This is a genomic window from Pseudomonas lini (genome assembly GCF_030812475.1).
Classification (GTDB): domain Bacteria; phylum Pseudomonadota; class Gammaproteobacteria; order Pseudomonadales; family Pseudomonadaceae; genus Aquipseudomonas; species Aquipseudomonas lini_A.
On record NZ_JAUSSR010000003.1, the window covers coordinates 21,045 to 45,032 of the forward strand.

The window sequence follows — 23,988 nt, forward strand, 5'->3', positions numbered from 1 at the left end:
GATTGTAGTAACTGACCATTAATCCGCGGTTTTGTTTGCACCGTTCGTCGCTTTGAGTGCGGCCAGTTCGGCTTGGGCTTCAGCCAGTTGCGCCTCCAGCTGCGCCACTCGCTGCTGCGCCTTGATCTGAATGCTGACGTCCTTCTGCACGCCGATAAAATAAGTCTGCCCGTCGTGCGGATTCTTCGCCGTCGAAAGCGACAGTTCGTTCCAGAACGGAGTGCCATCCTTGCGGTAATTGCGGATAATTTCCCTGCAGGAACCGCCACTGAGCAATGCTTCTCTAATCAATGGCAGGGCTTCCTGATCGCGGTCCCCAGCCTGAAGAAAGCGGCAATCCTGATAGAGGATTTCTTCGCTGGTATACCCGGTCAGCCGCTCGAATGCCGGGTTGACGTAAATCAGGATGTTGTCATGCTCGCCTTCCTTTTCGGCAATCACGATGCCGTCGTTGGAAGCGTTGATCACCATTTGCAGCAGTTGGGCGTTGATCATCGGAGGATCCTTTCCAGATTGATTGAGCGCAGCATTCTAAAAGAACTCTAGCGGCCATCAAGGCTGAATGAGAGCTAATCGCAGCTTTTTTGCTGTGGCTGTTAATATCCCCCTCTTTTTTACTCAGCTTCAGGATCAGATTGATGAAAGTTGCCATCCTTTCCGGCTCGGTGTACGGCACGGCTGAAGAAGTCGCCCGCCACGCTGCGAGCATTTTGAAGACAGCAGGTTTCGAAACCTTCCATAACCCGCGCGCGAGCCTCGCCGAGGTTCAGGCTTTTGGCCCCGAGGCCTTTCTGGCAGTGACCTCCACCACTGGCATGGGCGAACTGCCGGACAACCTGCAGCCGTTGTATTTCGCCATTCGCGACCAATTGCCGGCAGCTTGGCGTGGCTTGCCGGGTGCAGTGATCGGTCTGGGCGATGCGAGCTACGGCGACACCTTCTGCGGCGGCGGGGAACTGATGCGTGAACTGTTCAGCGAACTGGGCATTCGCGAAGTCCTGCCCATGCTGCGCCTGGATGCCAGTGAAAGCGTCACTCCGGAGACCGACGCAGAGCCCTGGCTGGCAGAGTTGGTCAGCACCCTGCGGGGCTGACCGGCTGCTCGCGCAGCAAGGTACTTTTGACTGGATCCAGCCTGCCAGCGCCCTGACTCGCTCGGCCATCAAGCTGGCTGCCAATGCAACTACACGATTCCTGGTGGGTGACTAGACTCGGTAGTCATTGGCAACACTCCATAATAAAAAGTCGAGGTTCCTTGCCGTGAGCGTAACCCCCGTGCATTCACCCTCCAGTGTCAAAGGGCCGGCGCTGCCGCGCAAACTCGATAAACTCGACCCGGGTTATAACTTTTGATGCCTCTCGCCGAGATCCCCCTGTGTGTCTGGCGCAAGCGCGCCCAAACCCTGGTATTCCGTGGCCAGGCCATCCGTTACTGGACGGCGGGGCAGGGTGAGCCGCTATTGCTCATCCATGGCTTCCCGACCGCCAGTTGGGACTGGCATTACCTGTGGCAACCCCTGGTCCAGCGATATCGGGTAATTGCCTGCGACATGCTCGGCTTTGGCGACTCAGCCAAACCGCTGAACCATGAATACAGCCTGCTTGAGCAGGCCGATCTACAGCAGGCGTTGCTGGTTCATTTGAACGTCGATCAGCCAGTCCATGTGCTCGCACATGATTATGGTGACAGCGTCGCCCAGGAACTGTTGGCCAGGCATTACGAAACGCACATCAATATCGCCAGCTGCGTATTCCTCAACGGTGGCCTGTTCCCCGAAACCCATCGCCCGGTGCTGATGCAAAAACTGTTGCTCAGCCCCCTGGGCTGGATGATCGGGCGAGCCTTTTCCCGTGACGGCCTGGTGAAGAGTTTCCACCAGATATTCGGCCCGCAAAGCCGTCCCACCGAGAGCGAGATGGATGATTTCTGGAGCCTGATCGAGAGCAATCACGGAACACGGGTCATGCACAAGTTGATCAACTATATTCCCGAGCGGCGTGTGCAGCGTGAGCGCTGGGTCGGCGCGATGCAGCGCGGTGAGGTGCCGTTGCGGGTGATCGATGGCGAGGTCGATCCGGTCTCCGGGGCGCACATGGTCGAGCGCTATCGGGAGCTGATCCCGAACCCGGACACGGTCCTGTTGCCCGGCATCGGCCACTACCCGCAGACCGAAGCGCCGGGGCTGGTGCTCAAGCACTATCTGGAGTTTCGCGATCAGCAGATTTCGCCGCCGCGCAAGGTGGCGTGTTCCTGAGTTCTACTGTCGCGAGGCAGCTTTTGTGGCGAGGGAGCTTGCTCCCGCTGGGCTGCGAAGCAGTCGCAGCCCACTATGAATCAATAATAATAACTGACTCGCTCATTGGAGGTTTGGGGCTGCTTCGCAGCCCAGCGGGAGCAAGCTCCCTCGCCACAGGCTCATTGCGGCCCACCGGCGCACTCATCATCCCCCAGCCTTATCGCACACCATTCAGCCTCCCCCGTGTTCATTGTGACCAGCATCGCCGTGCCTGACACTCGGCCCATTGTCCCTGGCCTGCTGGAGTCCCCTCAATGAACGAGTCTGTGCGTTTCGAAGATAAAGTCGTGATCATCACCGGTGCAGGTGGCGGCCTGGGACGGGCGCATGCGCTGTTGTTCGCAAAACAAGGCGCCAAGGTGCTGGTCAACGACCTCGGCGGCTCGACCCAGGGCGAAGGCGCAAACGCTTCGGCGGCGGACCGTGTGGTGGCCGAAATCCGCGAGGCGGGCGGCATTGCCGAGGCCAACCATGACTCTGTCACCGACGGCGACAAAATCGTCCAGAACGCCCTCGACGCTTTCGGTCGGGTCGACGTGGTAGTCAACAACGCCGGGATCCTGCGGGACAAGACCTTCCATAAAATGGACGACGGCGACTGGGACCTGGTTTACCGGGTCCACGTCGAAGGCGCCTATAAGGTCACCCGCGCCGCCTGGCCGCACCTGCGCGAGCAGAACTACGGCCGGGTGATCTTCACCGCCTCGACCTCGGGCATCTACGGCAACTTCGGCCAGTCCAACTACGGCATGGCCAAGCTCGGCCTCTACGGCCTGACCCGCACCCTGGCCATCGAAGGCCGCAAGAACAACATCCTGGTCAACGCCATCGCCCCCACCGGCGGCACCCGCATGACCGAAGGCCTGATCCCGCCGCAAGTGTTCGAACAACTCAAGCCGGAACTGGTCAGCCCGCTGGTGGTGTACCTGGCCAGCGAAACCTGCCAGGAAACCTCCGGATTGTTCGAAGTCGGTGGTGGCTGGATGGGCAAAGTGCGCTGGGAACGCAGCCTGGGCGCCGGGTTTGATCCGCGGGTGGGGTTCTCGCCGGAGGATGTGGCGGCGCATTGGCAGCAGATCTGTGATTTCGAGGGGGCGGCGCATCCCAAGGACAATATTGAGGCGTTGAAGGAGATGATGGGGAATTTGCAGAGGTATTCGATTTAAGCGCTGAAGCTACCAAGCCGCTGGGGCGAGTGGCTTGGTAGTTAGTTCTAGACGTATCGATTTTCTACAACGAAGCCGGGAGCTCTCCAGTTGGGGCCTTTGATCGCGATCGCGCTGACACCTTCGGTCAGAACGCTCTCCTCGAAAAGCCGCTCATAGATGCTCACCAGCTCACCATTGGCAATCGCTTCGAATCGATACCGCCCAAACATCTGGTCGATTGATGGGAAAGCAAGACCGATCGCAAAAATCAGAAGCAGGTCTCTGACTGACTCGCTTTTCACCATTTGCTCGAGTGCCGCTACTGAAAGGTTCGATCCAGCAACGATTTCAAAAGCCTTGATTTCCTGCCTCATGGCTGCCTCTATTGCGTCAGCGGTATATCGAAGCGATTCGTCATTTCCAAGCTGGTAGTCTTCCAGCGCAGCGCTATGGGCGTTATTCCAGATCGAAGGGTTTTTCTTTGGAATGAAATCGTCAGCAATACCCATGGCTCGAAATCTTTCAAGTGTTCGCAGACAATGAGCTTGGAAGCGCTTATCGGTATCGGTTATTTCAATTGTACCTTGCAGAATGTTATGAAGACGTTCAATCATGATCCTGTCTGCGTCCGAGCAAGTCGCCGGTATAGGATGTGAATGTCGCTGAGTGTTTTCATCAGTCATAGGTGTAAGCGCTCTCCATAAAACTGCTACTGTTGATTGAGGTATCGTTGTTAGTTGGATCTAAGCCACACAGATGCCAATCTGTATAATCAAAAAATTAGCGCCCGGCCATTTGTTTTACAGTCCGGTCTAGCCTTTCTGTCATGCCCTGTGTGTATCTCGGGTGGTTTTTTAGTTGGGCGGGTAGGGTGGTGCCAAGCCGCCGGATGCAGCGGCTTGGTGTCAGCTAGTTATTCAGGTTTGAAGCCTGGTTTACCGTTGGCTGCCCGCCATTGCTTGAAGACATTCACTACGCTATGTGGGCTGTCTTCAATCCCTTTTTCTGGGTGACACAAAACATCGGAAGCATGAGGGTGTTCTGACGTGCTAATTATATTTTCAAAAATGTTGTCTAGCTCTTCTTCAGAAGAGTAGGTTCCATTAAATAATGAACTCACAAGGGTTAAGTATTCGTGTTCCGTATAGTCTTCAAATTTGCTTTTTAAGATCATCTTCAATCTCCTTAACCTTTTTTAGAGTGAGTTTGTATGTGTTGTTTCGGAGTTAGTATTCGCAGGTTGTCTATGTCGTACACAGCACCTCCATGTTCGATCGGCATTATATGATGGATTTCGAATTTTCGCCGTCCACCTACATGTTCGATGTCATGAGGCTTTGGTGAGTAACCATTGCGTATGGTGGCTTTATCTATAAGGTTGAACTGTTCGAATAAATATTCATCACTAGCCACTGCCGTCCAGAATGCCCTGCGAAATTTTGTGAAACTCGAAAACCGTCGCCCTTTAAGCTTATCCGCGATTTGTGTCGGAATGGGTGCTCCCTCGCCTGAAGCTGCAGCCCCTAACCAATTCCCTGAAACCTCCTGCCCAACTCCACTGGCGACCCCGGGCTCGTTCCGTCGATCCCTGAACATCGTGAACGTTGGAGTAATCCCCGAATCGGCCGGGAATACCGTGATGAATCCACCAAAGCTGTACAGATCCAACTCTGGAAATTCATCGAGCCGTCCTTCCAGTGTCGTCACGGTAGCGCCGTCATAGACAGCAATCTTCTGCTCGTCCGCTGGCAACGTAGTGGACGTATCGTTCGGCTTTACAATTGGCGTCCAGGTCATGCCAATGGACGGCACATCCGGGTTGTAAGACGTATAGGCGTTCAGACCTGGATCGAAAGCGGCGAGCTGCACCGGCACTTTTGCAGGCACCGTCGTGCCGTTGGTGGCGGCAACGAAGAACTCCGTTGTGTTACCCACAGTCCTGGAGCCAATCGCGACTGGCAGTGCGATTTCCCCATTAGCCTCGGCAATCCTGTGCAAGTCATGGGGATCGAGGGATGTGAGGTCCGTTAGCGGCACGCTCAAGGCGTAGCGATCACTATTACCCAGTGGCGAGGGCCACAACAGTGCGGCGAATCCACCGACAACCGCGCCTGCCGATGCTGCCGCTGCGTCGAGCACAGCCAAGACTGCTGCGCGCAAACTGGTCTGAATGGCCTGGGTGGTGGCCGTGTTTGTGGCGGCGCTTCCTGCTGCAGCGGTAAACACCGGACCCGTTGCTGCAGCCGAACCGGATACGAAAAAAGGTCTGTTGGCCCGGGCGGCTTTCTGCGCTTCCATCGCCTCAAGAAGCTCTTTTATCTGCTCATCGCGGTCTGCAAGCTCCTTTACGGCAGCCTCTTCCCGTGCTCTTGCTTCTTGCGCTTTGCGTGCCTCTTCGGCCGCCACACGCAGTGCTTCCTGTTCTGCTGCCACTCGTGCCTGTTCAGCGGCTTGCATGACACTGAGGGTGTGTTGAAGATTGACGGTTCGCTGTTGGAGTGATTGGAGGGTTTGAGACAGCAGTCTGGCGTCGATCGCGGCTCTGAGTGATTCATTCAAGGCCTGCATGGCAATGCCATTCGGTCCCGGCCACTTCTCTATCTTTGTGGCTTTGACCATGAACTCATTGATATGCCGGTTAAATGGATCACCTCCATAAAACGCATTGGCAGTCGCTGTTTTATTGTTGAACTCTGCGGTTTTACGTTCTGTAAGCTTGTTCAGTACGCCCAGTTCGCGGACAATTGATTCCAATGGCGAAACTGGATCTGTGGGTCCTTCATGTCGGGTCGCCGCCAGTTCTGCCTCGATGGTTTGCGGTAACTGGCTGGACCTGGTCTGATATTCCTCTTCCAGGGCTTGGGTCGTATTTATTACTGTGCCTCTGTTTTGGTTATAGGTCGATACGCCGCGCCCAAAGGGGCCAGGTTGCAAATTGTTTCCCGTTCGTTGCGGGGGTATAAAATGATCGGGTGCGATCCCTTTTATATCAACAGGTTTGGTTAACTCAAAGTAACCAGGCCTTGAGTTGTTTCCCTGTGGCGGTTTAGGTGGTTTTTGCATACTCGTGTCCTTTTGAATTTGCTTGATGTTCGATGGCGTTTTTTTGTCAGGGGTATGGCGGCGAACTATTGCTTCGTGCAATTTCAAGTTATGACAAAAACCGAAAGAGTGGGTCTGAGTTGGGCGTAGGCCTTTACTTATAAAATTGAGAGATATTTCGATGTAGAATCGATGCAGATGGAATTATCTACGGTAAAACAAGATTTTTCGTACGCTGTTATAGGAAATGTTTTGTGGGGCGTTGTTTAATGGTTGTTGTTTTGTTGTTGGGCAAAGCGCCGTTGCAATCGCAACGGCTCAAATAAATATCTCTCTGGAAAAATACTTACGAACCAACGCCGTCAGATTCGCAGCCGTTTGCGCATCCATGACCCCATTATATTTTTCCGGGCGAAAGTGCAACTGAAATGCCCGGACAAGCTGGGTGAAGCCTTGTTCGGTCGTCGCGCCGGAAATGTCATACCCGTAAGTCTTGAACATCTTCAGTAATTCGGAACGGACCGGAATACCAGATTCGACATATTGCTGCTCAATGGCATCTCGAGTGGCCTTGTCAAACCAAGCACCGATGCCTTTCAGGGAAAGAGCATGCCAGGGAAATTTTGGCCCAGGGTCGCTCTTGCGGCCGAGTGCAATATCAGAGTGGCCCAGGACTTGGGTCGGGGTGATATCCGGATAGCGTTCAAGGATGTTCAGCGCCAGCGCTTCAACTGCCTTGATTTGTACGGGATGATAGGGTGGAAAATTGAATTTGCCTTGGTTGAAAGAAGCAAGATTGACCATTTCAATGCCGATAGAGGTGTCGTTCAGATTGCTTCGGTCACCCCAATGGCTGGTGCCTGCATGCCACGCGCGCTGGGTTTCGTCGACGAGATTGAAGATTACCTGATCAGTATGACCCGCTTTCAGATAGCTCTGATCCGTAATGTCGGGGACCAGATAATGGGCGCTGACATCCGGACCAGTCAGCGCATTGACCGAACTGGAGAAGTTGCCGGCTGTGTAATGAAAAATCAGAAAGCGGACCCGGCTGTTGAAGCCCTTGATGGAGCGATAAGTGGTGGCATCGGTAGGTATCATAAGGAAACGCTCTTGATGAATAAGGTTGAAGTAGCGTGCGACGCAAATGAGTGCCTGCAGCTAATACCTTTAATCATCGGGCGCTTCGTATGTTTACCGATTCATGTAGTCACTTTCTGGGAATTGCGTAGGTGAAAGCGAATGCTGACCCCTGTAGGAGCAAGCTCGCTCCTACAATTTACGCCCATAAAAAAGGCCGCTGCAAACGCAGCGGCCAAAGTAAGACGTGGATCAAGGAGCAACAAATCAACATCAGTAAACACAGGGTGACGAATCGAAAATCCTCGATTCATCTGAAGTCCGTCGCCTATGGAATGGAACACACGCCATGGCTTCGCTGCTTTCAGGCTGTCTGCCGTGAAAGCCCGATAAGAATAAGCCTTTGGCCACAAAGGAAAAACAGTGATTTCAGGCATGAACTGTTGCGAATTGAGTAACAGTCGTCGCCTGCTCGGCGCTGCGCCATGCCTTGCGCTGATGATCGTCCATCCAGTTCATCCATATTGCGAGCAGAACCCCCGCCTGGTGCAGCCATTCATCCTTTGGAGCGACACCACGAATACCTCCTTGGTGCGCTTATCGCCCCTGTCATGCAGCAGTAGGGTGTGGCCTTCTGTCACTCACCGGGGAAGACGCATGACAAAAACAACAATGCGCGCCATCTTCACACCGCAGGCCCTGGCCACCGCGGTGGCCTTGGGTTGTTGCGCCCAGGCGCAGGCCGTTTCATTCAACATCGGCGAAATCGAGGGGACCTTCGATTCCTCGTTGTCCGTCGGCGCGAGCTGGGGCATGCGCGATGCCGACAGGGCGCTGGTGGGCACCGTCAATGGCGGAACCGGCCAGGCGTCGACCGGTGACGACGGGCGGCTGAACTTCAAGAAGGGCGAAACCTTCTCCAAGATCTTCAAGGGCATCCACGATCTCGAACTGAAGTATGGCGACACCGGGGTGTTTGTCCGAGGCAAGTACTGGTACGACTTCGAACTGAAGGACGAAGACCGCGAGTTCAAGCCGATCAGCGACCACAATCGCAAGGAAGGTTCCAAGTCCGCCGGTGCGCAGATCCTCGACGCCTTCGTCTATCACAACTATTCCATCGCCGATCTGCCGGGCACTGTGCGTGCTGGCAAGCAGGTGGTCAGCTGGGGCGAAAGCACCTTCATCGGCAACTCGATCAACAGCATCAACCCGGTCGATGTGTCAGCCTTCCGCCGTCCCGGGGCCGAGATCAAGGAAGGCCTGATACCGGTGAACATGCTGTTCGCCTCCCAGGGCCTGACAGACAAACTCACCGTGGAAGGCTTCTATCAGCTGGAGTGGGACCAGACCGTTCTCGACAACTGCGGCACCTTCTTCGGCGGTGACGTGGCGGCAGACGGTTGCACCACGGGCTACACCGTGGGCAGCCCTGCCATCGCGCCATTGCAACCGATCGCCGCCGCATTTGGCCAGGGCTTCCAGGTCGGCAGGGAAGGGGTGATCGTGCCCCGCGGCGGCGACCGCGACGCCCGTGACTCCGGGCAATGGGGGACGGCGTTGCGCTGGTTGGGCGACGATACCGAATACGGCCTGTACTTCATGAACTACCACAGCCGCACACCGAACGTCGGCACCACCACGGCCGGCCTGGGCACGCTGTCGCAAATCCCGGGTATCGTCGGTGCCGCCAACGCTATTGCGCCCGGTACCGGATCGGCGCTGGCCCAGAGTGTGATGCTTGGTCGCGGCCAATACTATCTCGAGTATCCGGAAGACATTCGCCTCTATGGCGCGAGCTTCTCTACCACCTTGCCCACCGGCACCGCGTGGACCGGCGAGATCAGCTATCGCCCCAATGCGCCGGTGCAGCTCAACAGCACCGACCTGACCCTGGCGATGCTCAACCCGATCGCTGGCGGCGCGGCATCGCCTATCGCGACGACGCCCGGGGCCGACAACAAAGGCTATCGCCGCAAGGAAGTGACGCAGATCCAGAGCACCCTGACCCACTTCATCGATCAGGTGATGGGCGCGGACCGCCTGACCCTGGTCGGTGAAGCGGCGGTTGTCCACGTTGGCGGGCTGGAGAGCCGCTCGGAGCTGCGTTACGGCCGCGACTCGGTGTACGGCCAATACGGTTTTGGCGGCGATACCGACGGCTTTGTCACCGCTACCTCCTGGGGATACCGCGCCCGCGCCATCCTCGACTACAACAACGTCATCGCCGGGATCAACTTCAAACCCAACCTGTCCTGGTCCCATGACGTCGCCGGTTACGGCCCCAACGGGTTGTTCAACGAAGGCGCCAAGGCAATCAGTGTCGGCGTCGATGCCGACTACCGCAATACCTATACCGCGAGTTTGAGTTACACCGATTTCTTCGGCGGTGACTACAACACCCTGGAAGACCGCGACTTCATGGCGTTGAGCTTTGGCGTGAACTTCTGATCTGGCTGAGAGGATGAAATCAATGCGCAAGATGATTCTGCAATGCGGTGCCCTGGCCCTGAGCCTGCTGGCCGCCAACGTCATGGCCGCGGTGTCGCCGGAAGAAGCGAACAAGCTCGGCACCAGCCTGACCCCGCTAGGCGGCGAGAAAGCCGGCAACGCCGATGGCTCGATCCCGGCCTGGACCGGTGGCCTGCCGAAGAACGCCGGTGCCGTGGACAGCAAGGGTTTTCTGGCCGACCCGTTTGCCAACGAAAAGCCGTTGTTCACCATCACCGCGGCGACGGTGGACAAGTACAAGGACAAGCTCTCCGATGGCCAGATAGCGATGTTCAAGCGCTATCCCGAGACTTATAAAATCCCGGTTTATCCCACCCACCGTACCGTGGCCGTGCCAGCGGACATCAATGAGTCGGCCAAGCGCAGCGCCCTGAACGTGACACCGATCAACGACGGTAACGGCCTGGCCAATTTCACCGGCAATCGCTACTACGCCTTTCCGATTCCGAAGAATGGCGTCGAGGTGATCTGGAACCACGTCACCCGTTATCACGGCGGCAACCTGCGCCGTACCATCACCCAGGCGACCCCTCAGTCCAATGGTGATTTCACCGTCATCCGCTTCAAGGACGAGGTTGCCGTGCCTTCGCTGCTGGGGGATCTGAAGTCGGGCAGCGATGAGAACGTGCTCAGCTATTTCAAGCAGGAAGTCACCGCGCCGGCGCGGCTGGCGGGCAACGTATTGCTGGTGCACGAGACCCTCGATCAGGTCCAGGAACCGCGCAAGGCCTGGATCTACAACGCCGGCCAGCGCCGTGTGCGCCGTGCGCCGCAAGTCGCCTATGACGGCGTGGGCACCTCGTCCGACGGGCTGCGGACCACCGACAACTTCGACATGTTTTCCGGCGCGCCGGATCGCTACGACTGGAAGTTGATCGGCAAGAAGGAAATGTACATCCCGTACAACAGCTACAAGCTCGACTCGCCCAACCTCAAGTACACCGACGTGATCAAGGCCGGGCACATCAATCAGGACCTGACCCGGTATGAGTTGCACCGTGTCTGGGAAGTGGTCGCGACGGTCAAGCCGAACGAGCGGCACGTGTATGCCAAGCGTCACATGTACATCGACGAAGACAGCTGGCAAGTCGCACTGGCCGACCACTACGACGGTCGCGGCCAACTGTGGCGTGTCGCCGAAGGGCATGCGCAGTTCTACTACGATCACCAGGTTCCGGCCTATACCGTGGAAGCGCTGTATGACCTCATTGCCGGTCGCTACATTGCCTTGGGGATGAAGAACGAGGAGAAGCGCAGCTTCGAGTTCGGTGTCGTCGCCAAAGCAGGGGACTACACGCCAGCAGCCTTACGGAGTACGGGGGTGAGGTAACTTTCCCACAGTGGTCCTACAGAAAAGGGTGACATAAGTCACCTTTTTTATACGTGCCAATAAGTATGTTGAATACTTCTTCAACAAGCTGTCGAGACAGGGCTAGGGTGGCGCCACAATTATAAAAAGGCGCACCACTATGACTGCCATGACGCTGTGTCTGGACCGTCCTGGATTCCTGCCCCGTTTGTCTTGCCACCACCAGTCGCGCGACCGGTTGATCGAACCCTTGCTGGCATCGACGGCGCGGGTGAAATTGCTCTGCGCACCGGCGGGCAGTGGCAAGAGTGCGTTGCTCGTCGAATGCCTGTTGCAGGCGCCCGCCCAGTGTCAGGTCCATTGGCTGCCGTTGGCGGGGGAGCCGATCAGTGTGGTCGATTTTCGCCAGCGCCTGGCGCAAACCCTGGGCCTGCCAGCATCGGATGAACCGGCATTGCTGGCGCATCTGGCGCGGCTGCAAACAGCCACCTGGCTGTTTCTCGATGACTATTGCCGTATCCCCCATCCGGACCTGGATCTGTTGCTCGACCGGTTGCTGGCGATCAGCAGCCCGCGGGTCATCTGGTGGCTCAGTGGTCGGCGCCGTCCGCAATGCAATTGGCCACGCCTGTTACTGGATGATGAACTGTACGACTGCGAGCGCGCCACGCTGGCGTTCGATCAAGCTGAAATTGCAAAGCTGTTGCATCGCCTGGAGCCGGCCCAGGCTGCAAAAGCCGCCGAGCTTGTTTTCCAGCGCAGTGGTGGCTGGTGCGCCGGCGTGCGGATTGCGCTGCTGCAAAAGTGCGACTGGTCACGCAACGACACGCTCCACGGTCGCCCGGACACGCTGCACGATTACCTGGAGCATGAGCTCTTCGCCAGCCTGACCCCGGAGCTTGCCGAAGCCTGGCGGGTGCTGGCCCACTTGCCCCGCTTCAATGCCCGGCTTTGCGATCACCTGTTCGGTGCGGGCGAGGGCGCTCAATACTTGAGCACGTTGCTGGAACGTGGCTGCTTCATCGAGCCCTGGCGAGACTCGACTGACTGGCTGCAGATTTTCGCGCCCCTGACCCGGTTGATGCGCGACGAACAATGGCCGGCCGGGCGTTCCTGGCATCGGCGTGCCTGTCAGTGGTTCGCCGCCGAACTGGACTGGAAGGCCGCGTTCGAACAGGCATTGCTGGCCGAAGAGTACGAGGTCGCCGTCAGCCTGTTGCAGCATTTCAATTTCGAGCAGCTGTTCGAAGAACAGACCGTGGTGTTGCTGTTGCGCTTGCACGAGCAACAAGGCGAGGAACTGATGCTCGGTTCGCCACAACTGGTCGGGCTGGTCACCGCAGCCTTATTGTTTGCCGGGCGCTTCGAGCAGGCGGGTCAGTGCATCGCCCATATGTCCCGCTTCCTGCCTCAACCCTCAGCCTTCCATCAACGGCAATTGATCGCGCGTTGGCAGGCGCAACAAGGTTGGTTGCTGCATTTGCAGGGGCGCATGGACGCCTCACGGACACACTTTCTTGAGGCGCTCGACGAACTGGGTCCACAGTTCTGGCCCGCCCGGTTGATGTGCCTGTCCGGTTTGACCCAACAGGCTTTGGTCCGGGGTGAGCTCGAGGTGGCACAGGCGCTCAACCGAGACGCGTTGTGCCTGGCCCGGGCGCAAGGCTCGCTGGTGTTTGAAGGCCTGCTGGAGCTCGATCACGCGCAGTTGCTCGAGCAGCGGGGGGCCTGCGGCAGAGCCGAGCACTTGCTCGCCAATATGGACGGCCTGCTCTCCCGGCAACAACCGCTGGCCGAACCCTTGCTCGGCCGGATTGCCCTGCATCGTGGGCGTCTGAGCTTGAGTCAGGGCCGGGAAATGCAAGCGGCGGCGTACTTCGAGACCGGCCTGCAGATCTGTCTGCGCAACCAGGATAAACGCGCGCTGTATGGGTTCCTCGGCCTGGCACAATTGGCGGCCAATCGGCTGGATTACGCGCAAGCTTTCCTCCTTCTGCGTGACGCCGAACGGTTGATGCAACAACGGCGGATTCCAGACACGGTGTACCGCAGTGTCCTGCTGCAAATGAGCTGCCATTTCTGGCTACAGCAGGGGCGGGCGCAATTGGCCCACGAAGCCCTGACCCGGGTGCTGCGCCATTATCAAGGGCCCCACGGGCGTCAGGCTCCGCCGGCCACGCTGGAGCTGATTCCCGGCCTGGAATATCTGCTGGTACTGACCGAGGTTTATCTGGGCCGGGCGCAAATGCCACTGGCCCGGCTCGAGGCGCAATTGCAGTGGGCAAGACAACGGGGGATGTCGGGGCTGCAAGCACAATTACACCTGGCCCTGGCCGAAGTCGCCTGGCTGTCCGACCACCCGGCCGCTGCCCGACAATCATTGCGAGAAGGCCTGGCCCTGGTCGAGCGTTGTAACCTGCAACAGGCCTTGCGCGATATGCAGTTGCGTCAGCCGCGGTTGCCGCAAGCCATCGGGCGGGGGGAACCGGGTGATGATTGCGAGGTGAGTGCGATCCGGAACCCGCTGAGTCAACGTGAAATCGAAGTGCTCACCCTGGTGGCACAGGGCAATTCGAACAAGCAAATTGCTGATCTGTTATTCATCTCGTTGCATACGGTGAAAACCCACGCGCGCCGCATCAATGGCAAGTTGGGGGTGGAGCGCAGGACTCAAGCGGTGGCCAGGGCGAAAGTATTGGGCATTGTCATTTGAGGGCGGGCGATTCATAGCCCATGCGCCAGCTCACGGCCCGTGTCGCCGCCAGCAATCGCCGGGCCGCCGGGCCGTTTTCGTCGGCATGAAACAACGAGGCCGGGCCGACAATGGTGATCACTGCAGCCACGTTCCCGACGGCGTTGAACACCGGTGCCGACAGCGCATCGACCCCAGGCATCAGCAAGCCATGCACATGATGCAGGCCGCGGTCACGGATCTGCCCGAACAGGGTTTCATAGGCCTGATCGTCGGCGAGGGCGTGAGCACTGTCGTTTTGCAGTTCCTGCTCGCGCAGATCCACGGTTTCACGCTTGGGCAGGAAAGCGCCGAAGACCAACCCGGTCGATGAGCTGAGCAATGGCAGTACCGAGCCCAATTGCGTGACCACCGTGACGGCACGCACCGCCGGCTCGATATGCACCACGGTTGCGCCCTGATTGCCCCACACCGCCAGAAAGCAGGTTTCGTTCAGTTCATCGCGCAACTCGGCCAAGGGCAGGGCGGCGACTTTGAGCACGTCCATACTGTTGAGGGCGGCCAACCCCACGCGCAAGGCTTCGCGACCCAGGCCGTAATGGTTGGTGGTGGCGTTCTGTTCGGCAAAGCCGCTGGCGATCAAGGCCTGCAGATAGCGGTGAACCTTGCTCGCCGGCATCTGCACGTGTTCGGCCAGGCGCGAAAGGGACGTCGAGGGTGACAATTGCGCCAATGCCTTGAGGATATCGGTACCCACCTCGGCCGAGCGGACTTTCTGTTTACCGTTGCTTTCGCTGCCCATGGAGGTGATCCCGTTACAAATGGACGTCTTTATAGCTTGACGGTCATTACCAATCAAATTACGTTATGCGTAATTGAATTACGATAAAAATAACCCGGCGTGCCAGGACCTCCTTTACCGAGCGAAAGGCCACTGCCTATTCTCTGTTCAGGAGGCTCCATGAACCTCGATTCAACGGCGCCCGCGCTGGCTTATCAGTCAGGCTTCGGCAACGAATTCAGCAGCGAGGCCTTGTCCGGCGCATTGCCCGTCGGCCAGAACTCCCCGCAAAAAGCCCCCTATGGCCTTTACACCGAATTGTTCTCCGGCACGGCGTTCACCATGGCCCGCAGCGAAGCGCGGCGCACCTGGATGTACCGCATCCAGCCATCGGCCAACCACCCGGCATTCGTCAAACTGGATCGGCAACTGGCCGGCGGCCCGTTGGGTGAAGTCACCCCCAACCGCCTGCGCTGGAACCCGTTGGATATCCCCGGCGAGCCCACCGACTTCATCGACGGGCTGGTGAGCATGGCGGCCAACTCGGGCGCGGAAAAACCGTCCGGGATCAGCATCTACAGCTACCGCGCCAACCGCTCCATGGAACGGGTGTTTTTCAATGCCGACGGCGAACTGCTGCTGGTACCGCAACTGGGCCGACTGCGCATCGCCACTGAATTGGGTGTACTGGATCTTGAGCCGCTGGAAATCGCGGTACTGCCGCGCGGCCTGAAATTCCGCGTCGAACTGCTCGACCCGCAAGCTCGCGGCTACATCGCCGAGAACCACGGCGCGCCGTTGCGCCTGCCGGACCTGGGGCCGATCGGCAGCAACGGCCTGGCCAATGCGCGGGACTTCCTGACCCCCGTTGCCCGGTACGAAAACCTGAAGCAACCGACCCCCCTGGTGCAGAAATTCCTCGGCGAGTTGTGGGGGTGCGAGCTCGATCATTCGCCGCTGAACGTGGTCGCCTGGCATGGCAATAACGTGCCGTACAAATATGACCTGCGCCGCTTCAACACCATCGGTACGGTCAGTTTCGATCACCCGGACCCTTCGATCTTCACGGTCCTGACCTCGCCCACCAGCGTGCACGGCCTGGCCAACCTCGACTTCGTGATCTTCCCGCCACGCTGGATGGTGGCCGAGAATACCTTCCGTCCACCGTGGTTCCACCGCAACCTGATGAACGAATTCATGGGCCTGATCCAGGGCGAATACGACGCCAAGGCCGAAGGCTTCCTGCCGGGTGGCGCGTCGTTGCACAGCTGCATGAGCGCCCACGGCCCGGACGGCGAAACCTGCACCCGGGCGATCAACGCCGAACTGGCGCCGACGAAAATCGATAACACCATGGCTTTCATGTTCGAGACCAGCCAGGTGCTGCGCCCGAGCCGTTTCGCCCAGGACTGCAAGCAATTGCAAACCACCTACGATGCCTGCTGGGCCACGCTGCCCGCCACTTTCGATCCGACCCGGAGATAACCCATGACTCAGACTTCCATCACTCGTAGCTGGGTTGCCTCCGCCAACGGCCACGCTGATTTCCCCCTGGAGAACCTGCCATTGGGCGTGTTCAGCGTGAAGGGCGCGACACCCCGCAGTGGTGTGGCCATCGGCGAGCATATATTCGATCTGGAAGCGGCACTCGATGCCGGTCTGTTCGACGGCGCGGCAAAAACCGCAGTCGAAGCCACCCGTGGCGGTCAGTTGAACGCGTTCTTCGAGCTGGGCCGCGACGCGCGTGTTGCCCTGCGCGAACGGCTGCTGGAACTGTTCGCCGAAGGCAGCACCCTGCACGGCAAGATCGAAGCCCAAGGCTCGAAACTGCTGCCGCTGGCGGCGAATTGCGAGATGCACCTGCCGGCGAAAATCAACGATTACACCGACTTCTACGTCGGGATCGAGCACGCGCAGAACGTCGGCAAACTGTTCCGTCCGGACAATCCGCTGCTGCCGAACTACAAGTATGTGCCGATCGGTTACCACGGCCGCGCCTCGACCATTCGCCCATCCGGCACCGACGTGCGCCGTCCGAAAGGCCAGACCCTGCCGGCCGGTCAGACCGAGCCGACCTTTGGCCCCTGCGCCCGCCTGGATTACGAACTGGAGCTGGGCATCTGGATCGGCCAGGGCAACGAGCTAGGCGACTCGATCGCCATTGGCGACGCCGCCGATCACATCGCCGGTTTCTGCCTGCTCAACGACTGGTCGGCCCGGGACATCCAGGCCTGGGAATACCAGCCACTGGGGCCATTCCTGTCGAAAAGCTTCATCACCAGCATTTCGCCGTGGGTGGTGACGGCCGAAGCGCTGGAGCCGTTCCGTCGCGCGCAACCGGCCCGTCCCGAAGGCGATCCGCAGCCACTGCCTTATCTGTTCGACAAGCGTGACCAGGCCGCCGGTGCCTTCGACATCGAACTGGAAGTGCTGCTGCTCACCGAAGCCATGCGCGAGCAGAACCTGCCGGCCCATCGCCTGACCCTGAGCAACACCCGGCATATGTACTGGACCGTGGCACAACTGGTCGCGCACCACAGCGTCAACGGCTGCCAACTGCAAGCCGGTGACCTGTTTGGTTCGGGCACCTTGTCGGGCCCGGAAAACGGTCAGTTTGGCAGCCTGCTGGAAATCACCGAGGGCGGCAAAAAGCCGATTGAACTGGCATCGGGCGAGGTGCGCAAGTTCTTGGAAGACGGTGACGAAATCATTCTGCGCGCCCGCTGCAACCGCGAGGGTTTTGCCTCAATCGGTTTCGGCGAATGCCGCGGCAAAGTGTTGCCGGCGCGCTGAGAGGATCGGCTCATGGAACTCTATACCTACTACCGTTCGACTTCGTCCTACCGGGTGCGGATCGCGTTGGCCCTCAAGGGCCTGGACTACCAGGCGCTGCCGATCAATCTGATCGCACCGCCGGGTGGCGAGCACCGACAGCCGCCCTACCTGGGCATCAACCCGCAAGGCCGGGTGCCGGCGTTGCGCACGGATGAAGGTGACCTGTTGATCCAGTCACCGGCGATCATCGAATATCTCGAGGAACGTTATCCACAGGTGCCGCTGCTGGCGAAAGACCTCGCTGCCCGCGCTCGGGAGCGTGGCGTCGCGGCATTGATTGGCTGCGATGTGCACCCGCTGCACAACGTCAGCGTGCTCAACAAGCTGCGGCAACTGGGTCACGATGAAACCCAGGTGGTGGAGTGGATCGGGCACTGGATCAGCCAGGGACTGTCGGCGGTGGAGCAGTTGATCGGCGATGAAGGTTATTGCTTTGGTCCGCAGCCCGGGCTGGCGGATGCCTACCTGATTCCGCAGCTCTACGCCGCCGAACGCTTCAACATCTCGCTTGAGGCCTATCCACGAATTCGTCGAGTGGCGGCACTCGCTGCGACACACCCGGCATTCATCAAGGCGCACCCGGCGAACCAGCCCGACACCCCCTGAAGCCTCACCTCGGCCTGATGTGGGAGCGGGCTTGCTCGCGAAGGCGGACTGTCAGTCACATCGATGCTAAATGTGCCACCGCCTTCGCGAGCAAGCCCGCTCCCGCAAGGAGCCTGTGTTCAATGGACTATCGAGTTCGGCGGCAGGTGCCCCAACCGTTCCGTCAGCCGGATCCGCTGGATCGGGTCGTCGCTGAGCAGCAACGCATGCTCAAGGTCGAAGCGTTCGGCGTTCGGGCAGTCCAGCCGTTGATAAAGGCTGGCCCGGGCGAGGTAATCGGCGGCGCTGGCGTTGCCTAATTCCAGCACCCGTTCGGCATCGATCAGGGCGCCGATGTAGTCATCGTTGGAGAGATGTAACTGGCGCAGGTTGCGTGACAGCCGTTGCAGCATTTGCACCGGCTCGGCGCTCAGCAAGTGCTCGGCGTTGAGTTTCATGTTCGGGCCGTACTGGCGTTGCAACAGTTCCCGGCAATCATTGGGGTACAGGCGACGGCCACCGCAGGGGTCGAGCAGGTGATCGGCGCCCGGTACGCGCAGCAGGAAATGCCCGGGGAAGTTGACCCCGACCATGGGGATTTCCAGCCCCTTGGCCAACTCCAGCGCAATCAACCCCAGAGCCAGCGGCTGGCCACGCCGACGTTCCAGCACTTTGTCGACCAAGGCCACATGCGGGCGCAAGGGCGTGAAGCCGTCTTGGGCGAAGCCCAGGTCATTCATGCGCCGCAACAAGGGCTGGGCCAATTCGCTGACCGGCAACATCGGCAAGCCATAACTGACCCGCTGCTGCAGGTCCTTGAAATTTTTCAGCACCGCCTCGGTATTCAGTTCTTTGTCGTGTTCGGCCGCGATCCACAACGCCGCCTCGAACAGCGCGGGCGGTGATCGTTGCAGACAGGCGAAAAAGCATTGGCGCGGGGTCATCAAAATCTCCGGGGTATGCCTCGTTTTAGCCTCGTCTGCGGCATTCGTCCAGTACCCTGCGCAAGCCCTTTGCGGTTATTTCCGAAAGCCTGCTTGGTGGCTGCGCTTATTCCGGCGCGCTTCTGCAATTTTTGAGCGCAAGCCTATACTGGCGACTACGAGTAGTCATTCGGGAGCCCTGCAATGTTCGCTCTCATGCAAAGCACTCGCCTTGAATCGCTGCATTTGAGCGTCGACCCGGTCACCGGGTTGAAGGCGGTGATTGCCATTCATAACAGCCGTCTCGGACCTGCCTTGGGCGGCTGTCGATACCTGCCCTATCCTGACGACGAGTCCGCGGTCGAGGACGCTGTTCGCCTGGCACAAGGCATGAGTTACAAGGCAGCGCTCGCCGGCCTGGCCCAGGGTGGCGGCGTGGCGGTGATCATGCGCCCGGTGCATGTGGAAAACCGCGCCGCGCTGTTCGAGGCCTTCGGCCGTTGCATCAATCAGCTCGATGGCCGCTACATTACGGCCATCGACAGCGGCACCTCGGTGGCGGACATGGATTGCATCGCCCAACAGACCCAACACGTGACCAGCACCACCTCGGCAGGTGACCCGGCGCCCCATGCGGCCATGGGCGTGTTCACCGGCATTCGTGCCACCGCCATGGCCCGCCTGGGCAGCGACAACCTCGAAGGCCTGCGCGTGGCGATTCAAGGTCTGGGCAACGTAGGTTATGCCCTTGCCGAGCAACTGCATGCCGCCGGCGCCGAACTGCTGGTCAGCGACATCGATCACGGCAAGGTGCAATTGGCAATGGAGCAGTTGGGCGCTCACCCGATCGCCAACGACGCATTGCTCAGCACGCCGTGCGACATCCTCGCGCCTTGCGGCCTGGGCGGCGTGCTCAACAGCAACAGCGTGACGCAACTGCGCTGCGCGGCGGTGGCCGGCTCCGCCAACAATCAGTTGAACCATCTGGATGTCGCCGATCAACTGGAGCGGCGGGGCATCCTGTATGCGCCCGACTATGTGATAAATGCCGGCGGGTTGATCTACGTCTCGCTCAAACACCGCGGCGAAGCGCTGACGACCATCACCGCGCACCTGTCGAAAATCAGCTCGCGCCTGACCGAAGTCTTTGCTCATGCCCAGGCGGAAAAACGTTCCCCGGCGCGAGTGGCGGACGAATTGGCAGAGAAAGTGCTTTATCGCTAACCGCTGAATGATGGCCCCCCCTGTAGGAGCCGGCTTGCCGGCGAAGGCGGCCTTGAGCCTTGCATCTCCCCAGAGGACACCTTGGCCGCACCGCAGCGAAGGCGTCGTCATGGGCGCTGCCGGCTCAAGACAGGGTACAAACGATCTTTTGATTTTCGGACATGAAAAAGGCCCTGAACCATTCGATTCAGGGCCTGTTCAATTCGGGCGCCGCTTACTTCGGCGTCTTGGCCGCTTTGGCTGGCTTGGCCGGCGCAACGCTCGGCACTTCAACCGGTTCAACGGGGACAGCCGGTGTAGCGGGTGCAGCCACTTCCACAGGCTCGGCGACTTCAGCAGGCGCGTTCAGCAATTCGGACAACGCATCCGGCTGGCTCTTGAATGCCTTGGCGAACACGTCGCGATTTTTCGCCATGTAGATCCCGGCTTCTTCCACTTGCTGTTCAGTCAGGGACGGAACGGCTTTGTGCAACACCTCGGCCAGCAATTCAGCCAGTTCGAGCATTTTGTCATGACGGTCAGCTTCGGCTTTATCCATGAACAAACGCTCCAGATCTCGGCTGCTGCGGTATACCACTTCGACGGCCATTCACCACCTCACATGCCTTCACATTAAGTTGTCTGTATCAACTACTGTATCTATATACAGCTAAGGATAAGCGATTCCTGTCGTTGTGGGTAGTGGCTTTTGACTGTAGATCGATTTCAGGGTTTGTCAGGTAGACCGTGGCGCTCCAATCGCGGGCAGGTCGAATCGTCGCACCGCCGCTCCCACATGCTGGGTGCCGGCCCGACGGGTGCGACCAAACGCCACGGAGCGCGTTTTAGAGCACCTCGCCATCATGTAGCAGGCGCCCCTGGCCTTTTTTCTGCATGCAGAACAACCGTCACGTCCAACCCGCATCATCCGCTCGAACCGAGCTAAGGAAGAATCATCGTGAAAATCAACTGGGCCGAGAAGCTGCGGCAGAACGTGCACCAACTGGCCGAGTCCCTGGGCAATCTGTTCGTCGAGACTTTCCACTACCTGGCGCTGTTCGCCATCGGTGCGGTGACCGCGTGGGCGGCGGTGATGGAGTTTCTGGGGATGCTCGAAGAAGGGCACATCAAGATCGATGACATCTTGCTGCTGTTCATCTACCTGGAACTGGGGGCGATGGTCGGGATTTACTTCAAGACCAACCACATGCCGGTGCGCTTTTTGATCTACGTGGCGATCACGGCGCTGACGCGACTGCTGATCTCCAACGTGTCGCACCACAATCCGCCGGATGTGGGAATCATCTACCTGTGCGGCGGGATTCTGCTATTGGCGTTTTCGATCCTGGTGGTGCGTTATGCCTCGTCACAATTCCCCTCGGTGAAGATCGAACACCCGCAACGCAAGATCGGTGCGGGTTCCGGTGAACATCCCGAGGTGGAGAAGGGCGAGATTTAAAGCCCCATGGCCGGTCGGCCGTGGCGCTTGACCTGGGGTGGCGGCAGGTTGCGATTGTCGCCGTCGGTCATGGCTTCGAGGATCGCCACGGCGCTGTGGCCCTGTTCGATGGCGATGCCGAACTGGATGCTTTCCACCAGGCGTTTAAGACGCTTGGGGTCATTGCGTTGTTCGGCGCTGATCATCCGTTTGGCGACCACGTGGCCGCTGTTGGACAGGGTCAGCATGATTCTTCCGTCCAGGCCCTGGATGCTCAGGTTGACCTGGTAATCCGCTGCAAAGGCATCGGTAATAAGCTGAAAAGGGTTGTCCATGATGCGTTACCGCCTGATTGAACGTGCAGTTGTTGACCTGCCGTGATCGGATTGGTTCGCAACTCCGGACCATTGGCATTTCATAGCCATGAGTCAAAGCAAGGGGCATGCCGGGAACATTGTCGTGCAAGGAGTGGGGGAGGAGGGACTGTCGCTGACATTACTGTAGTAGCGAGCCTGCTCATGAAGGACTGGAGGATTACGCGTTTAGTCAGAAGCAACGCGTTATCGTTAACGTCCATCGCGAGGGAGCTCGCTCCTACAAGGGGCTGCCCGTTTCAGGGCATGAATGAGTCAATGATCGTAGAGAGTGCAATCAAACCGATCAGCACCACGAGCACGTTCGAGGTCTGGCCGAGTGCTGGCGCAATGCCAGCGCGCGATGTCGGCGGGAAATGCTCCTCAGCACTCCACCCAGCTCACCGCAAGGCCGCCCCGTGAAGTTTCTTTGTATTTGTCATGCATGTCGGCGCCGGTATCGCGCATGGTGCGGATCACCCGGTCCAGGGAGATGAAGTGTTTGCCGTCGCCGCGCAGGGCCATTTGCGTGGCGTTGATCGCCTTGACCGCGGCGATTGCGTTGCGCTCGATGCAGGGCACCTGGACCAGGCCGCCGACCGGGTCGCAGGTCAGTCCGAGGTTGTGTTCCAGGCCGATTTCGGCGGCGTTTTCCAGTTGTTCCGGGGTGGCGCCGAGCACATCGGCCAGACCGGCAGCGGCCATCGCGCAGGCCGAACCGACTTCGCCCTGGCAACCGACTTCGGCACCGGAGATCGACGCGTTTTTCTTGCAGAGGATGCCGACGGCCGCAGCCCCAAGGAAGAACGCGACCACGTCGTCGTCCGACGCGTCCGGGTTGAATTTCATGTAGTAGTGCAGGACTGCCGGAATGATCCCGGCTGCGCCGTTGGTCGGTGCCGTGACCATGCGGCCGCCGGCGGCGTTTTCTTCGTTCACCGCGAGGGCGAACAGGTTGACCCACTCCATGGCCGACAGGGTCGAAGTGATGACATTCGGCTTGCCGATTTCCAGCAGGCTGCGGTGCAATTTCGCGGCGCGGCGCGGAACATTCAGGCCGCCGGGCAGGATGCCTTCATGCATCAAGCCTTGCTCGACGCACTCGCGCATCACCGACCAGATGTGCAGCAGGCCCTGGCGGATTTCGCTTTCGCTGCGCCAGGCCAATTCATTGGCCATCATCAATTCGGAAACCCGCAACCCATGTTGGTTGCAGAGCTTGAGCAATTCGGCGGCGCTGGAAAAGTCGTAGGGCAGCACTACATCACTGGCCGGCGCAATACCCGACTCGGCTTCGGCCGCTTCGATAATGAAACCGCCACCGATCGAGTAATAGGTTTGCTCCCACACCTCACCGGTGTCGCCGAAGGCGGTCAGGGACATGGCGTTGGGGTGGTAGGGCAGGCTCTCGTCCAGCAGCAGAAGATCATGCTGCCAGTGGAAGGCGATGGTCTTTTTGCCCGCAAGGTTCAACTCGCCGGTTTCGCGCAGGGTCTGGATCCGGCTATCAATGGACTCGGGATCGATGCTGTCCGGCCATTCGCCCATCAAACCCATGACACAGGCGCGGTCGGTGGCGTGGCCCACGCCGGTCGCCGACAGGGAGCCATAAAGGCGGATTTCAACCCGCCGTACATCGTCGAGCACATGCTGGTCAATCAGGGCTTGGGCGAAGGTCGCCGCGGCGCGCATCGGACCGACGGTATGGGAGCTGGACGGACCGATGCCTACTTTGAAAAGATCGAAAACGCTGATAGCCATGCTAAAGCCTCTACAAGCAAGGGAGTAGGA

The 23,988-nt window shown here is 59.1% G+C and carries 21 protein-coding genes and 1 pseudogene; 11 read left to right on the forward strand and 11 right to left on the reverse strand.

Features of this window, described 5'->3' with window-relative positions; genetic code table 11:
- Positions 1-18: 18 nt before the first annotated feature.
- Positions 19-495 (reverse strand): PAS domain-containing protein, encoded by a 477-nt coding sequence (locus tag J2W17_RS06550; protein ID WP_307331092.1) that lies wholly within the window; start codon positions 493-495, stop codon positions 19-21.
- A 143-nt stretch (positions 496-638) separates the two neighbouring features.
- On the opposite strand from J2W17_RS06550, the gene J2W17_RS06555 reads away from it, so the two are divergent.
- From J2W17_RS06555 to J2W17_RS06565, 3 genes are all read left to right on the forward strand, one after another.
- Complete coding sequence (locus J2W17_RS06555; protein ID WP_307331095.1) at positions 639-1,094, forward strand: flavodoxin; 456 nt, start codon at positions 639-641, stop codon at positions 1,092-1,094.
- A gap of 258 nt (positions 1,095-1,352) precedes the next feature.
- Entirely contained in the window at positions 1,353-2,255 is a 903-nt protein-coding gene (locus J2W17_RS06560) for an alpha/beta fold hydrolase (RefSeq protein WP_307331099.1), read from the forward strand.
- A gap of 296 nt (positions 2,256-2,551) precedes the next feature.
- Entirely contained in the window at positions 2,552-3,463 is a 912-nt protein-coding gene (locus tag J2W17_RS06565; protein WP_307331102.1) for an SDR family oxidoreductase, read from the forward strand.
- 47 nt (positions 3,464-3,510) lie between these two features.
- Here J2W17_RS06565 and J2W17_RS06570 read toward each other — a convergent pair whose 3' ends face one another.
- The 5 genes from J2W17_RS06570 to J2W17_RS06590 form a co-directional block, all read right to left on the reverse strand.
- Positions 3,511-4,059: a hypothetical protein gene (locus J2W17_RS06570; protein WP_307331105.1), complete on the reverse strand. Its 549-nt coding sequence runs from the start codon at positions 4,057-4,059 to the stop codon at positions 3,511-3,513.
- 299 nt (positions 4,060-4,358) lie between these two features.
- The gene (locus J2W17_RS06575; protein WP_307331107.1) at positions 4,359-4,619 is read right to left on the reverse strand and encodes a bacteriocin immunity protein; all 261 of its coding nucleotides are present in this window, start codon (positions 4,617-4,619) and stop codon (positions 4,359-4,361) included.
- An 11-nt stretch (positions 4,620-4,630) separates the two neighbouring features.
- Complete coding sequence (locus J2W17_RS06580; protein ID WP_307331110.1) at positions 4,631-6,508, reverse strand: S-type pyocin domain-containing protein; 1,878 nt, start codon at positions 6,506-6,508, stop codon at positions 4,631-4,633.
- 297 nt (positions 6,509-6,805) lie between these two features.
- Positions 6,806-7,588 (reverse strand): N-acetylmuramoyl-L-alanine amidase, encoded by a 783-nt coding sequence (locus J2W17_RS06585; protein WP_307331113.1) that lies wholly within the window; start codon positions 7,586-7,588, stop codon positions 6,806-6,808.
- A 101-nt stretch (positions 7,589-7,689) separates the two neighbouring features.
- A complete protein-coding gene (locus J2W17_RS06590) occupies positions 7,690-8,004 on the reverse strand; it encodes a hypothetical protein (protein WP_307331116.1) in 315 nt (104 codons plus the stop codon).
- A gap of 220 nt (positions 8,005-8,224) precedes the next feature.
- On the opposite strand from J2W17_RS06590, the gene J2W17_RS06595 reads away from it, so the two are divergent.
- From J2W17_RS06595 to J2W17_RS06605, 3 genes are all read left to right on the forward strand, one after another.
- Positions 8,225-10,018, forward strand: coding sequence for a DUF1302 domain-containing protein (locus J2W17_RS06595; protein WP_307331119.1), 1,794 nt, complete (start codon positions 8,225-8,227; stop codon positions 10,016-10,018).
- A 22-nt stretch (positions 10,019-10,040) separates the two neighbouring features.
- Positions 10,041-11,408 (forward strand): DUF1329 domain-containing protein, encoded by a 1,368-nt coding sequence (locus J2W17_RS06600; RefSeq protein WP_373459966.1) that lies wholly within the window; start codon positions 10,041-10,043, stop codon positions 11,406-11,408.
- A 139-nt stretch (positions 11,409-11,547) separates the two neighbouring features.
- Positions 11,548-14,100, forward strand: coding sequence for a helix-turn-helix transcriptional regulator (locus J2W17_RS06605; RefSeq protein WP_307331124.1), 2,553 nt, complete (start codon positions 11,548-11,550; stop codon positions 14,098-14,100).
- Here the strand turns inward: J2W17_RS06605 and J2W17_RS06610 are convergent.
- Positions 14,093-14,881 carry an IclR family transcriptional regulator gene (locus tag J2W17_RS06610; protein WP_307331129.1) on the reverse strand — a complete coding sequence of 263 codons (789 nt, stop codon included), beginning with the start codon at positions 14,879-14,881 and terminating at the stop codon, positions 14,093-14,095. The two genes, J2W17_RS06605 and J2W17_RS06610, sit on opposite strands and share 8 nt — an antisense overlap.
- A gap of 159 nt (positions 14,882-15,040) precedes the next feature.
- Here J2W17_RS06610 and hmgA point away from each other — a divergent pair, with 159 nt between their 5' ends.
- From hmgA to maiA, 3 genes are read left to right on the forward strand one after another with little or no spacing between them, the layout of a single operon-like run.
- On the forward strand, positions 15,041-16,345 hold the full coding sequence (gene hmgA, locus J2W17_RS06615) for a homogentisate 1,2-dioxygenase (protein WP_307331132.1): 1,305 nt from the start codon (positions 15,041-15,043) through the stop codon (positions 16,343-16,345).
- Positions 16,346-16,348: 3 nt separating this feature from the next.
- Complete coding sequence (fahA, locus tag J2W17_RS06620; protein WP_307331136.1) at positions 16,349-17,653, forward strand: fumarylacetoacetase; 1,305 nt, start codon at positions 16,349-16,351, stop codon at positions 17,651-17,653.
- A 12-nt stretch (positions 17,654-17,665) separates the two neighbouring features.
- The gene (gene maiA / locus J2W17_RS06625; protein ID WP_307331139.1) at positions 17,666-18,301 is read left to right on the forward strand and encodes a maleylacetoacetate isomerase; all 636 of its coding nucleotides are present in this window, start codon (positions 17,666-17,668) and stop codon (positions 18,299-18,301) included.
- Between the two features lie 119 nt (positions 18,302-18,420).
- On the opposite strand, the gene J2W17_RS06630 is transcribed toward maiA, so the two are convergent.
- The gene (locus J2W17_RS06630) at positions 18,421-19,224 is read right to left on the reverse strand and encodes a SirB1 family protein (protein ID WP_307331143.1); all 804 of its coding nucleotides are present in this window, start codon (positions 19,222-19,224) and stop codon (positions 18,421-18,423) included.
- 183 nt (positions 19,225-19,407) lie between these two features.
- Between J2W17_RS06630 and J2W17_RS06635 the strand changes: the two genes are divergently transcribed.
- Entirely contained in the window at positions 19,408-20,427 is a 1,020-nt protein-coding gene (locus tag J2W17_RS06635; RefSeq protein WP_307331146.1) for a Glu/Leu/Phe/Val dehydrogenase family protein, read from the forward strand.
- 334 nt (positions 20,428-20,761) lie between these two features.
- On the opposite strand, the pseudogene J2W17_RS06640 reads toward J2W17_RS06635, so the two are convergent.
- Positions 20,762-21,016, reverse strand: a pseudogene (locus J2W17_RS06640) (YebG family protein); the annotation flags it as partial.
- Positions 21,017-21,364: 348 nt separating this feature from the next.
- Between J2W17_RS06640 and J2W17_RS06645 the strand changes: the two are divergent.
- Entirely contained in the window at positions 21,365-21,865 is a 501-nt protein-coding gene (locus tag J2W17_RS06645) for a phosphate-starvation-inducible protein PsiE (RefSeq protein ID WP_064679662.1), read from the forward strand.
- Here the strand turns inward: J2W17_RS06645 and J2W17_RS06650 are convergent.
- Both J2W17_RS06650 and J2W17_RS06655 read right to left on the reverse strand, forming a co-directional pair.
- Positions 21,862-22,179 carry a DUF3509 domain-containing protein gene (locus J2W17_RS06650; RefSeq protein WP_307331151.1) on the reverse strand — a complete coding sequence of 106 codons (318 nt, stop codon included), beginning with the start codon at positions 22,177-22,179 and terminating at the stop codon, positions 21,862-21,864. The genes J2W17_RS06645 and J2W17_RS06650 overlap by 4 nt on opposite strands.
- Before the next feature lie 402 nt (positions 22,180-22,581).
- The gene (locus tag J2W17_RS06655) at positions 22,582-23,958 is read right to left on the reverse strand and encodes an L-serine ammonia-lyase (protein ID WP_307331154.1); all 1,377 of its coding nucleotides are present in this window, start codon (positions 23,956-23,958) and stop codon (positions 22,582-22,584) included.
- Between the last annotated feature and the right edge of the window lie 30 nt (positions 23,959-23,988).